This window comes from Microcoleus sp. FACHB-672 (assembly GCF_014695725.1).
Lineage (GTDB): Bacteria > Cyanobacteriota > Cyanobacteriia > Cyanobacteriales > Oscillatoriaceae > FACHB-68.
The window spans coordinates 524016-537424 of record NZ_JACJOU010000019.1 but is presented as its reverse complement, the minus strand read 5'-3'; the positions used below and the strand labels follow the sequence as shown (position 1 = coordinate 537424).

At 43.8% G+C, this 13409-nt stretch carries 12 protein-coding genes; 7 read left to right on the top strand and 5 right to left on the bottom strand.

Annotated features, from left to right (window positions below; genetic code table 11):
• The first annotated feature begins 347 nt into the window (after positions 1-347).
• Genes H6F56_RS15855 through H6F56_RS15845 form a run of 3 tightly spaced genes read left to right on the top strand, consistent with a single transcriptional unit; the run spans position 348 to position 1453 of the window.
• A complete protein-coding gene (locus H6F56_RS15855) occupies positions 348-557 on the top strand; it encodes a DUF2997 domain-containing protein (protein ID WP_190669797.1) in 210 nt (69 codons plus the stop codon).
• A 51-nt stretch (positions 558-608) separates the two neighbouring features.
• Positions 609-995 carry a DUF1257 domain-containing protein gene (locus H6F56_RS15850; protein WP_190669794.1) on the top strand — a complete coding sequence of 129 codons (387 nt, stop codon included), beginning with the start codon at positions 609-611 and terminating at the stop codon, positions 993-995.
• A complete protein-coding gene (locus tag H6F56_RS15845) occupies positions 995-1453 on the top strand; it encodes a ferredoxin (protein ID WP_190669792.1) in 459 nt (152 codons plus the stop codon). The genes H6F56_RS15850 and H6F56_RS15845 overlap by 1 nt, the downstream gene beginning before the upstream one ends.
• Positions 1454-1551: 98 nt before the next feature.
• Here the strand turns inward: H6F56_RS15845 and H6F56_RS15840 are convergent, their stop codons facing one another.
• On the bottom strand, positions 1552-1839 hold the full coding sequence (locus H6F56_RS15840) for a YiaA/YiaB family inner membrane protein (RefSeq protein ID WP_190669789.1): 288 nt from the start codon (positions 1837-1839) through the stop codon (positions 1552-1554).
• A gap of 420 nt (positions 1840-2259) precedes the next feature.
• Between H6F56_RS15840 and H6F56_RS15835 the strand changes: the two genes are divergently transcribed.
• Entirely contained in the window at positions 2260-4941 is a 2682-nt protein-coding gene (locus tag H6F56_RS15835; protein ID WP_190669787.1) for an ATP-binding protein, read from the top strand.
• 127 nt (positions 4942-5068) lie between these two features.
• Positions 5069-5446, top strand: coding sequence for a response regulator (locus H6F56_RS15830; protein WP_190669785.1), 378 nt, complete (start codon positions 5069-5071; stop codon positions 5444-5446).
• A 29-nt stretch (positions 5447-5475) separates the two neighbouring features.
• On the opposite strand, the gene modA is transcribed toward H6F56_RS15830, so the two are convergent.
• Positions 5476-6258 (bottom strand): molybdate ABC transporter substrate-binding protein, encoded by a 783-nt coding sequence (modA, locus tag H6F56_RS15825; RefSeq protein ID WP_190669783.1) that lies wholly within the window; start codon positions 6256-6258, stop codon positions 5476-5478.
• Between the two features lie 171 nt (positions 6259-6429).
• Positions 6430-7641, bottom strand: coding sequence for a M20 metallopeptidase family protein (locus H6F56_RS15820; RefSeq protein WP_190669781.1), 1212 nt, complete (start codon positions 7639-7641; stop codon positions 6430-6432).
• Positions 7642-7785: 144 nt separating this feature from the next.
• On the opposite strand from H6F56_RS15820, the gene H6F56_RS15815 reads away from it, so the two are divergent.
• Positions 7786-8979, top strand: a complete 1194-nt coding sequence (locus H6F56_RS15815; protein WP_190669779.1) for a pentapeptide repeat-containing protein — start codon at positions 7786-7788, stop codon at positions 8977-8979.
• Between the two features lie 336 nt (positions 8980-9315).
• Here the strand turns inward: H6F56_RS15815 and H6F56_RS15810 are convergent, their stop codons facing one another.
• Positions 9316-10119: a phytanoyl-CoA dioxygenase family protein gene (locus tag H6F56_RS15810; RefSeq protein WP_190669777.1), complete on the bottom strand. Its 804-nt coding sequence runs from the start codon at positions 10117-10119 to the stop codon at positions 9316-9318.
• A 695-nt stretch (positions 10120-10814) separates the two neighbouring features.
• Positions 10815-11030 carry a hypothetical protein gene (locus tag H6F56_RS15800; protein WP_190669775.1) on the bottom strand — a complete coding sequence of 72 codons (216 nt, stop codon included), beginning with the start codon at positions 11028-11030 and terminating at the stop codon, positions 10815-10817.
• Between the two features lie 521 nt (positions 11031-11551).
• Here H6F56_RS15800 and H6F56_RS26405 point away from each other — a divergent pair.
• Positions 11552-13198, top strand: coding sequence for a WG repeat-containing protein (locus tag H6F56_RS26405; RefSeq protein ID WP_190669773.1), 1647 nt, complete (start codon positions 11552-11554; stop codon positions 13196-13198).
• Positions 13199-13409 lie beyond the last annotated feature (211 nt).

Here is a 13409-nt window from a genome sequence, read left to right as displayed (position 1 = left end):
TAGATTCGCCATGACAACTTATGCCGTAAACCTCTATCCCTAGGGAGAGTTTAGCGATCCCAGTCCTCGCAGGCTCTTGACGGCTGAGGTAAACTTAAGCGAAACTTACCAAAGACTGACGTATACTCACAATCAAATAAATATTTTTGTTAAGTTTTGACTCTTTGTTCAACAATTCGTCAAAATAAACTTAACGACCACCCAGCTCTCATATCAAAAGCATATTCAGACGGCACCCCCTCCTTCTCCCCTGGTAGGAGAGATGTCAGAGGACTCCGAGGGTTTCCACCTCCGTCCGTGGCCGGGTGATTTCGTCTAGTCAGGAACTTAGAGGGTCACCCAAACGCATGGAAACGCTAGAGTTTGTGATTTATTCGGATGGCCGAGTGCAGGAAAAAGTAACCGGCATTGTGGGCACATCTTGCGCGGAGGTCACTGCCGCAATTGAAGCCCAGCTCGGACACGTGCTCTCTGTAGAGCAAACCTCTGAATTTTTTGCCCAAACAGTTCACCAGTCGGCGACGGCAACGGCCCAGACGACTTTTAGCGAGTGGTGAAATTTTTCCGTTTAGCTCAGGTTGATTTACTTATTTACTTAGGAAAAAACAATGTCACACTTTAGCCAAATTAAAACCCAAATCCGCAATCTGACCTCCCTGGAAGCCGCTTTAACCGATTTAGGGATTGACTGGAAAGCCGGCCCCAAAGAAGTGCGGGGCTATAAGGGACAAACCTACAACGCTGAAATTGCCATCGAACAAAACAATGGTTACGATGTTGGCTTCAGCTGGAATGGCCAAGAATATGAACTGGTTGCTGATCTACAGTTTTGGCAGCAAGCTTGGTCTGTGGATGGCTTCATTAATATGGTGTCACAGCGCTACGCGTACCATACCGTTGTGAATGAAACCGCAAAGCAAGGCTTCCAAGTGTCTGAACAGCAAAAAAATGAAGATGGTTCTATTCGCCTAGTGCTGCAACGCTGGAGTGCCTAATGTCAGACTTTTCTCCACCGGCAGACACCCAAGAACCTGAAAGGTCGGGGCTGGAACCGGAGCTAGGAGGTGCTTTACGCAATGGCCCGGAACGTTCCGGTTTAGAGCCGGAACTTGGCGGTATCTTGCGGCAAAAGGGCGTCTATGTCGATGAAATTACTTGCATTGGCTGTAAGCATTGTGCTCACGTCGCCCGCAACACTTTCTACATTGAACCCGACTATGGCCGCTCTCGCGTGGTTCGCCAAGATGGCGATTCCGAAGAGTTAATTCAAGAAGCTATTGACACCTGTCCGGTTGATTGCATTCATTGGACTGATTATACGGAAATCAAACAACTTGAAGAAGAGCGGAAATATCAGGTTATCCCCGTTGTGGGATTTCCTATCGATCATGCGGTCATTGCGAGTAACCGACGCCGGCAAAAACTGGATAAACGGCGCAAATCTCAGCCATAAAAGCCGAAGATATACAAATAAAGCCCGCAGATGCGGGCTTTAAATATTTCTATAAACCTTTTGCCAGTAAACCCTTCCGGGTTGAGTCAGTAGAGGTGTTATTTTAAAGGATGATGTTCTACGAGTAATTTTTCAACTCTGGCTTCATCAATGCGAGCTGCAAGTCGTTTCGTTTCATGCTCGTCTCGCACGGTTTTCGCTAAGCTGAGGGTAGAGCCGACAGTGAAAACTAAACCCATGCCCATGTAGCTTTTTACCCAGCCATCTACAGGTAAGTACAGGATGCCGGCACCTGTCGCTCCAACGGATATGACAAACGATGCCCATGCCTGAATTACCCAAGCGGCACTATGTGCTTGATGAGAACCCGTATTTAATGGTTGCATAGCCCTGTCGCCTCCAGCGAAACTTAAATTTCCAGCGCAAATATTATTTGAATCAAATATAGAATTTGAGAATCAGGAAACTTTTTGTTTCAGGGACAGTTTTTATAATTGGCACTGTTTATACATCCCTTTAAAGACGATTAGGTGCCTTTAACTTGCATGAGCTTGTGGCGATTGAGCAACTGGCACAAGGGCAGAGAAATTATATAAAAATTAGATTATTTGTACAAAAATAATTAGTATTTTTTTCACAAATGTTGATGGTAGAAGCCCCAACTTTAGGAAAGCAAGTTAGGGGCGCAAGACTGTGTGCGCCCAAATCAACCCAGCCGGGAGGAATTAAGCTTTTTATCTAGTTGCCCCAGAGCGAATTAGATATACGCTAGCTTATCAAAGAAAGGATTGAGGCAAATTATTTGCATGAACCCTAGCTCAGACAGACCCCACCAAAGCTTTCAAATTAGTATTCGCCACCGATTGAGTCTGCTGTTTGGTGCACTTGTGACTCTTAACTTGATGGCTGTAGGGATTGGGGCAATGGCGCTTAACCAGGCAGTCAGTGCCAGCTCCTTGAGCACGCGGATTGCCTCACAGCGGGGAAACGTTTTTAAACTGGCCTATTTGGCCAATGCTCGCAGCACCCAAACCAACCCCCAGAATCGAGCTGCCCTAAGTCGAGAAATGAAAGACGAAATTGAGCAGTTTGAGACGTTGCTAAGTGCATTGCATCAGGGTTCAACTGAATTGAACGTCCCTCCCATTACCGATCAAACCGTGCTGGTTCAGTTAGGCAAAGTAGAAGACACCTGGCAGATTTATAGGCCCAATTTAGAAGAATATCTAACCGCTACCCCAGATGCAGAAGAGGGCTATCTTCAAGCCATTAATAATCTGGGCACTTTCTTAGCAAACCAGTTGGATACTGTGGCATATTCCCTGGATCGGCAGTCAGCCGGCAGCGCTGTTCGGGATCAGTCTTTATTATTACTGGGGCTGATTGTGAGTTTGCTGGCAAGCGGGATCGCGTTTTTCATGGTGTCTCAAATTTCTCGCGCCCTCAGCCGGTTGACTCATACAGCCCGACGGATGGGGGGCGGCGATTTGAAAGTGCGGGCGTTAGTGGCATCTTATGACGAGGTTGGCATCCTGGCAAACACCCTAAATGTAATGGCAGAACAGATCGACAACCTCCTGAAGGGAATGGAGGCACGAAGCACTGAATTAGCAGATACCTTGGCGAATTTAGGCGCGATTATTGACAACTTAGCCGATGGTTTGCTCGTGATCGATCCTGCCGGCAAGATAGGCCGGTTTAATCCTGCACTGCTGGCGATGTTTGGTTTGCCGGCAGTCGATTTGACGGGTAAACACTGCTTGGAGTTGTCAAAAACTGAGGTTGTAGAACTGGTAGAGAAAACTAGGGGACGCCCCAGAGAAGTGTTTACGGCAGAGTTGGAACTGGCGGAAGGCCGGTTGGGCCAAGCCTTGGCAACGGGTATTTACAAGAATTCTCATGATCCTGCTAACGAAAGCGGGCCGGCAGCCGATGAGAGTTTAAAGTTAGGCGCTGATTTTATCGGTTCGGTGATTTTGATCCGCGATATCACCGCAGAGAAAGAAATTGACCGCATGAAAACGGATTTTATTTCCACAGTTTCTCACGAGCTGCGGACGCCTTTAACATCCGTTCTGGGATTTGCAAAAATTATTAAGAAAAAACTGGAAGAAGGTTTATTTCCTTTAATTCAATCTGACAATGGTAAGACTCAAAAAACCATTAGGCAGGTCAGAGAAAATATCAACATTATTGTGTTAGAAGGTGAGCGCCTGACTTCGCTAATTAATGATGTTTTGGATATTGCGAAGATGGAAGCCGGCAAAATAGAGTGGCAAATGCAGCCGGTTTCCATAGCGGAAATTATCGAACGTGCCTTTTCGGCGACATCTTCCTTATTTCAGCAGAAAAATCTAGAAAAAGTTTTAAACGTAGAAGATAAACTGCCAGAGGTATTGGGAGATCGTGATCGGCTGATTCAGGTAATTATTAATTTAATTTCCAATGCTGTAAAGTTTACCGAAGCCGGCACGATAACTTGTACCGCCAGTCGGCACAATCATGAGATTATTATCAATATCATTGATACCGGCATCGGCATCGAACCCAATGATCTCGAAAAAGTTTTTGAGCGATTTAAGCAGGTAGGAGACACTCTAACTGACAAACCGAAGGGAACGGGTTTAGGATTGCCGATTTCCAAGCAGATTGTCGAACATCATGGCGGGAAAATTTGGGTGGAAAGTCAGTTGGGTAGGGGAAGTCAATTTTCATTTTCTTTACCTATCGGTTTTCGGACGAATGTCGAAATTGAAAAAATTAATATTGACACCCTTGTTAGGCAATTAAAACACAGCCTTGTCCAAACGACGCCCTTGCCGGCAGAACATCATAAAACAATTCTCGTTGTTGATGATGAAGCCCACATTCGCCAACTCCTGAGACAGGAACTAGAAGCCGAAGGTTATGAAGTTTGGGAAGCTACAGATGGAATGGATGCCATTTCCCAGGTGAAAGTAAAAAAACCTGACCTAATTATTTTAGATGTCATGATGCCTCAAATCAACGGATTTGATGTGGCGGCTGTCTTGAAAAATAACCCATTGACAATGGGCATTCCCATCGTAATTTTATCAATTATTGAGGATAAAGATCGCGGCTACCGGCTGGGAATTGATCGCTATTTTACAAAGCCGGTAAATACCGAAGACTTGCTGAAAGAAATCGGCTTACTCATTTCTCAAGGAATGTCTAAAAAGAAAGTTCTCGTTGTTGATGAAGATGCCTCAACCGTGAGGATTTTAGCTGATATGCTGCAAACCAAAGGATATAGCGTCGTCGAAGCGTTTAATGGCCCAGAATGCATTGAAAAAGCATTATCCACCAAACCTGATATGATTATTGTAGATTCTCTGTTCTCGCAACAACACGACCTAGTTAAAACCTTAAGATTTAAAAACGGACTAGAAAACGTCTTCTTCCTTTTACTAGCTCGTGGAAAAGCAGAAAAAGACATCCAGAATCACCCCCCTCAAGATCCTCCATAACCCTTCATCCCTGCATCTCACCATCAATCTTATCTGCGGAATCTGCGGTTAAAGAATCTTAATCTTTGCAACGACAGATTTAACAGATCAGCTAATCTCAACTCACACTTTGCCAAAAATAAAATATATGACAAAAAAAATATTAATCGTAGATGATGAACCGCATATCAGAATTCTCCTAGAACAAACCCTAGAAGAACTTGAAGACGAAGGTGTAGAATTGCTCACAGCAACTAATGGAGAAGAAGCGCTTGAAACCATCCAAAGCGAAAAACCCGAACTTGTTTTTCTTGATGTAATGATGCCAAAAATGAATGGCTTTGAAGTGTGCGACGTTGTTAAAAATAAACTGGGAATGCTGAATATTTACATTATTATGCTAACAGCCAAAGGTCAAGAATTTGACAAACAAAAAGGTAAAGAAGTTGGATCTGATTTGTACATGACAAAACCATTCGATCCCGATGAAGTTCTTGAAAAATCAAAAACAATTTTAGGACTATAAATTTCTGAATTATTTAACTACCATAAGAATTAATTTTTGTCTACCCTTAAATAACCAGCTTTTTGAAGCTTATCTAAAGCCTTTTCGCTTGATAAGAATTGGATAAAGTCCTGAGCATAAGGGATATTTTTACTACTTTTAATTACCATTACCTGATAGACAAACGAAGAATGAGAATTTTCAGGCGCGACTGCGACAATCTTAATTTTATCTGATAATCGTGTATCTGAACGGTAGACAATACCAGCATCTGCTTTTCCCGCAGCAACATCTTTAACAAGCTGAAGCGAATATTCGCCAAAAACCGCTTTCTTTTTCACTTGAGCAAAAATTTTAAAGAAGGTTAAAACTTCTTTTGCATATATTCCACTTGGTGTGTTATTTGGTTCTCCCATTGCTACCTTTTCGACTCGATCACTGGTTAAGTCTTGAAATTTCGAGATGCTGGTGGAATTTTTAGGTGTAATCAATACAATTTCATTTTTTATAAAGGGTTGAGGAGAATTAGCAAGTATCAAATCCTGGGATTGTAAAGTCTTGATTACTTTTAGGTTGTTTGTAATAAAAATATCAACGGGTGCGCCTTGTTGAATTTGTTCTTGCAGGAAAGTGGCACCACCAGTATTATAAGTAACTGTAACGTTCGGTTTTTTTTGAGTGTAAAGTTCGCTAACTTCTAGGAGAGTTTCTTTTAAACTTGGGTTGGCAGATATTGTGAGGGCTACAGGTTTAGCTTGTTGAGTACAACCGGCTAAACACAGACAGAAAATAGCTATCCAGTTAATTAAAGTCAGAATTGGTGTTCTCTTCAAAGCAACTCCATAAAGTTATCTATCTGTGATGCAGTAAGACTGTAGAAGCAAAGGATTAGACATCTAGCAAAAATGGAGTGGGGACGGGTAAAGCGTGAAATTGAAAACCAGCACCTGTCAATTTCAGACTAAACTCACCCCAGCATCCCTGATTTTGCTCTTTATTCACGTCTAAATACAGAATTTTTCAACACAGCGCACAAAGATTTCTACTCCCATCCCAAGGGCAGCTTCATCAAAATCAAAGCGGGGATGGTGGTGAGGATAAGCTAAGTTTTTCGACAAGTTTGCAGAACCGAGGAAGAAATAGCAACCGGGCAATTCTTGCAGGAAGAAAGACATATCTTCACCGCCCATTGTTTGGCATTCTGGAACGATGCCGGCAGGCGTTTCTACTACCGAAGCTGCTACAAAACGCACCAATTCTGCAATTGCCGCATCATTAATTACCGGCGGATACAGCCGCACATATTTGAGTTCATAAGTCGCGCCGTGACTGTTACAAACACCGGCAATGATTTGCTCAAGTCGCTGGGGAAGGTGTTCGCCCAAAGTTGGGTTAAAATAGCGCACAGTTCCGCTTAATTGGGCGCTATCGGCAATCACGTTCAGTGCAGTGCCTGCCTGAAATTTACCTACCGTAACCACTGCGGATTCTAACGGATTTACATTCCGTGCCACAATCGTTTGCAAGGCATTCACAACTTGGGAAGCGACTAAAATCGAGTCAACGGTTTGATGCGGCATCGCCCCGTGTCCGCCTTTGCCCTGAATCGTGCAGTAAAAACATTCGGTTGCTGCCATCAACGCGCCGGTGCGAACGCCTACTGTACCGAGGGGGAGGTTGTTCCACAAGTGCAAGCCAATGATGGCGTCTGCATCCGGATTTTTGAGCACACCGGCTTCAATCATCGGCTTTGCGCCCCCCGGCCCTTCTTCTGCCGGCTGGAAAATAATCTTAACTGCGCCGACGAAATCATCCCGGTGTTGCGAGAGATAGTAGGCTGTGCCGAGGGCAATTGCTGTGTGCCCATCATGACCGCAAGCGTGCATCCTGCCATCATGCTGCGATTTGTAGGGCACTTCGTTTTCCTCTTGAATCGGCAGTGCATCCATATCCGCCCGAATCGCCAGCACTTGACCGGGTTTGCCACTGTCTATCGTGGCGACAATGCCGGTGGTTGCGATGCCGGTTTCATGCTCAATTCCCCATTCCCGCAATTTTTGCGAGACAAACTCCGCTGTTAGCTTTTCTTTGAAAGCAAGTTCAGGTTGTTGATGCAGCCGGCGACGCCACTCGACTAATTGTGGTTGCAGTTCATAAATAGTCGGTCGCAGTTGAGAAAGATTAACGGAAGTTGGGGTAATAGAGGGAGCAATCATTGTGTCACTTGTTACAAAACTCTTCTTATTTTATCAATTTTTACATTTGACGATGTGTACACTTTTATTGCTGAGGTAAGCACACTTTAGGGTGTTAAACCTAAATTTAGATTATATTTTAAGCATCAACACAAAGAGCAAGGTATGTCATCTAACCTACAGCCTGAACAATTGCTAGAAAGTCTAGAGAAGTGGACACAAGTAGAACATGAAGAGAAAGGATTTAATCTCACTGATGAGCAGCTACATTGGGAAATTTACGATTTGCTGGGTGGTGAAGCATTAACGCCAGAAGTTGTGGAAGCTTTGATGTCGTTGCTAGATGCAAGTGATGAATTTCGACCCGTGCAGTTATTCCAGCGTCTGGAAGATTTTTATCTTCGCTGGTGTGATGGGGAATTTATTGACGCGCCGGCAGAAAATTTCCCTCAGAAAAAAATGCGGTTACTTAAAGAGCAACTGCCAACTCAAAAGATAGGACAGCGGCAGGTAGACATTTATGCCGGCTTGAGTGTCATGATTTTACTCTTAGAGTTGCATCGCTACGCTCTATCAAAAGATTACCTAAAAGATGAAATCGCCTTCTATCCCTGCGGCAAAAAAGACACTGAAGGTTTTGACGAGAACCGATTACTTCACATCATTAGCTACAGCAATTGTTTTGGCGAGGTAATATCCAATTTCAACACTATAGTTGGTAAATTCTTCAGAGGCGCAAACCTCATTCACGCAAGCCTCGGAGGCGCTGACTTCAGAGGTGCAGACCTCATTGACGCAAATTTCGGTGGCGCATACCTCAGTGACGCAAACTTCAGTGGCGCAAATCTCAGTCATGCAAACCTCAGTGGTGCAGACCTCATACGGGCAAATCTTAAAGGCGCAAATCTCATTGGTGCAGACCTCATTAGTGCAGACCTCATACGGGCAAATCTTAAAGGCGCAGATATGAGTAGAACAAATCTCAAAAACGCAGACCTCAGCCGTGCAGACCTCAGTGGGGCACAACTCAGTAGCGCAAACCTCGACTTCGCAGACCTCAGTCGCGCCAACCTCAGTGAGGCAAACCTCAGTTGTGCAAACCTCATTCACGCAAACCTCAGTGGTGCAAACCTCAGTGGCGCAAATCTTCGCGCAAAACTCTATTACAACGCAAACCTCAGTGGCGCAAACCTCAGAAGCGCAGACCTCAGAAGCACAGACCTCAGAACCGCAAACCTCAGAAGCGCAAATCTCGAAAACATTACCTGGAATGAGGGTACGAAGTGGGATGATGTGCAAGGGTTGCAGAGCGCAAAAAATACACCGGCAGCCTTAAAGCAACAGTTAGGACTGGAGTGAAAATATAGCGGTTCTCTATCGGATGAGGTACAGATGGGGCAATATAGGGCAAGGCTTTGAGCCTCTATCATGTACCTCACGGGAGCCGGAAACGCTATAAAAAGTGAAAAGCTTTATTTGTAAGATGAGTTTCGCTATCGATCTACTTATCCCCCCTGTAATTTAGCGAAGTGAATTAGAAAAGTCTTTTTTAACTACATATAAACACAGATGAGTTAAAAGCTTGTATTTAAGACCTATTGGCAATTCAAGACTTTTGCAAGTAATTTAATATCAAAAAAAGCAAAAGCGCTCGCCCTTTTTATGTTACAGAGCGAACGCCTATCACATCATTTCTTAGTAAGCAAACGCTTGATAAACCTCAACTGCCGGCTTCTCTTCCAGGGATTCAACAATCGGATTGAAGCGCAATAAATGACGGGCGCGTTCCGAAAGTGCATCATAGGAAGCACGGGGAATGTGAATGCAAACCTCCGGACGATATAACCAGCGCCGGCTGTAGCCAATGACTACCATCGGACGGGGTATTTCTGTGCGGTTCGGAGTGCCTCGGTGAAGTCCCCGCACATCGCGGATCATCACATCGCCGGCTTTCATCAAAACCGGCTCTAACTTGATCTCACCCGACTCCAAGCGCTGCAACCCTTCCGCCTTGGAGATCATGTGCGTGCCCCGCACTACCTCAAACGGGCCATTTTCCAGCGTCACATCCACGAGTGGAAAGTTAATTGCTAACTGGAAGGGCGGCGTTTCTATGCCAGCTTCCGGGAAAAGCGGCGGCGCATCTCGGTGCACATCTTGATAGTCAGAACCCAGCAACGGCGTGTCTGTTGCCAACTGGCACATCACCGCATCTTCACCCACCAAACGCTCAACCAGCGCTAGCACATCCTCATCTTCATAAATACTGGGATCGGCAAAGGGAGCGTTGAAAGGAAGGGTAACATAATAACGAGCTGAGCCGCGATTGCGAAGTTTACCTTCGCGCTCGATATGATCGTGTAGCAAAGGCGCAAACGCTTCGCGCCAAACATTCAGTGTTGCGGTGGAAAAGTGATCGCGCAACACGCAATAGCCATCGTTCAACACCGTTTGGGCGAACGATTCAATTTGTTGTTGATTATACCGTTGTTGCTTCATATTTCAATTTTTAGCATTTCATTCGGCTTTTGTGGTGACGTAGAAAGCTAAAAATTGCCGGTTTTAATCAATCGTTACGGAACAGCGGACTCAGCCTTTTATTGCTAAGTATTATCCCTGATTTTCATTTTTAACCGAGGGTGTCGGCGTTCGTGATTATTTGATTCAAATTAGATAAAAATGCTTATTAAGTTGACAGCGAGCTGAGCTATATTAAATGCTAAGTCGCCAATCTTTAGAAGCTACGGAGGGCTTCCTGGAGAATCGGCGATTGTAAATACGCTCTCTCAGCCTTCTCCGTTGCCAAATTCACAGGACAGCCAAGCATATTTTCTAAGTAGTGTTTAACGCGGAAGAATTGAAATAGCCCGCACGGTCGCTCGAAATTGGCTAAAAGGTTTAGATTATTATTAGAATCGGCTTCATTTCTTGCTTCCTAACCCAGCAAGTCTAAAGAGTTCACACCCATTTCCTGCAAATCCTGCCGGTGTGCTGCCACCATTGCTAATAGTTCTTCGCGCTTCTTCGCTACCATCTTTGTACGCTTTCCCGAAAAAAATCTATTCTAACGACCTGAAAAAGTTTGTCCTGCCGGCATCCAAATTTTATTTAATGCTGGCTTTCTTCGCATTTTTACTCAACCGCTGCCGGCTCACTTATATTAAACCAACTTTTGCGAAATTTAGATAAAGGGTTCAAGCCGCTGCGGAAATATATTGAGAACGCAGCAATTCACGAGATTCTTGCATGACCCGACCTTTCATTGCTTCTTGCTGTAAGGTAATGAAAGCTCTAAAATCTTCGATGCTGTACTTAGTCGTTTGTAAAAGCTGACGTAACTGTTCTTCCGCTTCAACCGTAAGATAGCCGGTGGCTAATGCTTGCTTGACAATCGGACGGATTCCATTCATTGTTACAGCCCCCTAAACACTAACATTCAAAATCTTTGTTAGTTAGTTAAGACCCGCCTCACTTTATATTGTTTCGTAAAGCAGGATAAATAGGGCGATCTCTATCCAAAGAAACAGCTACAACCGCAGCCGTTTAAAATAGCTCCTCTCAAAAGTATACTTATATACCTTGCGATAGTTGACAAAATTAAGTTTATTTGTAATATGCTTGCCTTTGCTTTGCGTGCCGGTTCCTTCGATCATTACGGCATCCAGCGAGGCGAAAAATATATTTTGATAATTTGCAAAACTTGCATGAAGCCGGCACCTAACTGACAGGCTTTAATTTATAAGGCGCTTTGTCAAAATTCTAACTGATGTTTTCATCATCAAATATCAATCTTAATTTAATTTAAAAAATTAATAAAATCTGTCTATGTAGTAATTCTGAATTATTTGTGGCAACTCAGAATAATTACAATGCCTATACATTAGAGGGAATGCTATATTTTTAACTTAAATAAACTATCCTGATTAAACCTATGACGCTTGAATACATACCGTTAGCTGTGATTTATTTATGGAGTCCATCGATGGCAACTGCTTTAACCTTTTCTGACGTTCAAACCCACTGGGCGCAAGTTTCAATTGTCAAACTACAAGAACGAAATTTAATTAGTGGCTATCCAGAGGGAGATTTTCGTCCAGAGGGAACGATTACCCGCGCTGAATTTGCCGCGATTTTGCTAAAAGCCTTTCCCAATGCCGAGCCGGTTCGCAAGCCGGCTAACTTCACAGATGTCCCTAACACACATTGGGCTTATAAAGCGATTCAAGCTGCCTCTGAAAATGGCTTCTTTGCCGGCTATCCAGACGGAACATTTAAACCCAATCAAACCCTCCCGCGGGTGCAAGCATTAGTCATTCTTACTAAGGGTTTGAACTATAGCGCCCCTTCACCATCTGTGGAAATGCTAAAACAGTATTTTGAGGATGCGACGCAAGTTCCCGACTATGCAATCACTGCAGTGTCATCTGCAATTTTTGGAAATCTTGTGGTGAATTATCCCAATGTCAAACAATTAAAACCGAATCAAAATGCGACGCGGGGTGAAGTCACTGCATTAATTGCTCAAGCTTTGCAAATTCCAGAGGCAGTTTCTCCGCAGTACATTGCAAGACTGAATTATATCTCGCCGCCGGCACAATCTTATTGGGCATCAAATTTTTCCGAAGGGCTGGCAGCATTCAGTACCGGCACCCTCAATGATACAAAATTTGGTTATGCCGACAAAACCGGAAAGATTGTGATTCAACCACAATTTACTGTCGGCAATGAATTTTCAGAAGGGCTAGCAGCCGTCAAAATTGGCGAAAAATTTGGTTATATCGATAGCACAGGCAAAATGGTCATTGAGCCACAGTATGACATTGCCCAGCCTTTTTCTGAAGGAATTGCCTACGTTCAAATCGATAACAGAGATGCCTATATAGACAAAACCGGCAAGCGCATTAACACTGATTACTTTTATAACTGCAAACCCTTTGCCGAAGGATTCGCGGCAGTCGGCATTGTCGAAGGAGATGGCAAATATGGCTATATCGATAAAACCGGCAAAATTGCCATCCCTAGTAAATTTGATGAAGCAGAGTCATTTTCAGAAGGACTCGCAAAAGTTAAATTTAATGGGAAAATCGGTTATATCGACACCACCGGCAATTTTGTCATTCAGCCCGAGTATTACCAAGCTGAGTCATTTTCAGAAGGACTGGCAGCCGTCAAACTAGGCGACAAATTTGGTTATATCGATAAGACGGGAAAATTTGTTATTCAGCCCCAATTTACCAGCGCTTGGTCTTTTTCAGAAGGGTTAGCGCCGGTTAACCAATCTGGCTATATTGACAAAACCGGCAAGATAGTAATCCCGCAGAAGTTTCAACTGGTTGAACCTTTTTCAGAAGGGCTAGCCCTTGTCAGAATAAATCGCCCCGAAGGAATTGGCTACGCCTATGGCTACATTGATAAAACCGGCAAGTATGTAGTTTATCCGCAATTTGGGGATGCTGAATCTTTTTCTGAAGGCGTGGCACGAATCGCCATTGGCGGAAAATGGCGTAATGACGAGGTGCTAGCCAATGGAGTTTTTGAAGGCGGCAAGCGGGTTTATCTTCGCAACCCACTCAAATAGTTTTTAGCCATTTGTAATTTTTATTGAGGTAGAGACGTTAAAAATATTTGCGTCTCTATTTTTTAATAAACCTATTGAAATATAAACACATTCAGGGTAAAATATCGAGCAAATAAATATCGATTTTCAAAAGTAACAGAATTGTCAGGGCTTCTCAAAAGCTAGGGAATTAGCAAAGCATCTAAAAGTTTAGTGAGAAAAAGTAATAAAA

Coding starts and splice junctions, on each gene's coding strand:
- H6F56_RS15845 (WP_190669792.1), top strand. CDS start 995: ATGTCAGACTTTTCTCCACCGGCAGACACCCAAGAACCTGAAAGGTCG.
- H6F56_RS15835 (WP_190669787.1), top strand. CDS start 2,260: ATGAACCCTAGCTCAGACAGACCCCACCAAAGCTTTCAAATTAGTATT.
- H6F56_RS15855 (WP_190669797.1), top strand. CDS start 348: ATGGAAACGCTAGAGTTTGTGATTTATTCGGATGGCCGAGTGCAGGAA.
- H6F56_RS15850 (WP_190669794.1), top strand. CDS start 609: ATGTCACACTTTAGCCAAATTAAAACCCAAATCCGCAATCTGACCTCC.
- H6F56_RS15830 (WP_190669785.1), top strand. CDS start 5,069: ATGACAAAAAAAATATTAATCGTAGATGATGAACCGCATATCAGAATT.
- H6F56_RS15820 (WP_190669781.1), bottom strand. CDS start 7,641: ATGATTGCTCCCTCTATTACCCCAACTTCCGTTAATCTTTCTCAACTG.
- H6F56_RS15800 (WP_190669775.1), bottom strand. CDS start 11,030: ATGAATGGAATCCGTCCGATTGTCAAGCAAGCATTAGCCACCGGCTAT.
- H6F56_RS15840 (WP_190669789.1), bottom strand. CDS start 1,839: ATGCAACCATTAAATACGGGTTCTCATCAAGCACATAGTGCCGCTTGG.
- H6F56_RS15810 (WP_190669777.1), bottom strand. CDS start 10,119: ATGAAGCAACAACGGTATAATCAACAACAAATTGAATCGTTCGCCCAA.
- H6F56_RS26405 (WP_190669773.1), top strand. CDS start 11,552: ATGACGCTTGAATACATACCGTTAGCTGTGATTTATTTATGGAGTCCA.
- H6F56_RS15815 (WP_190669779.1), top strand. CDS start 7,786: ATGTCATCTAACCTACAGCCTGAACAATTGCTAGAAAGTCTAGAGAAG.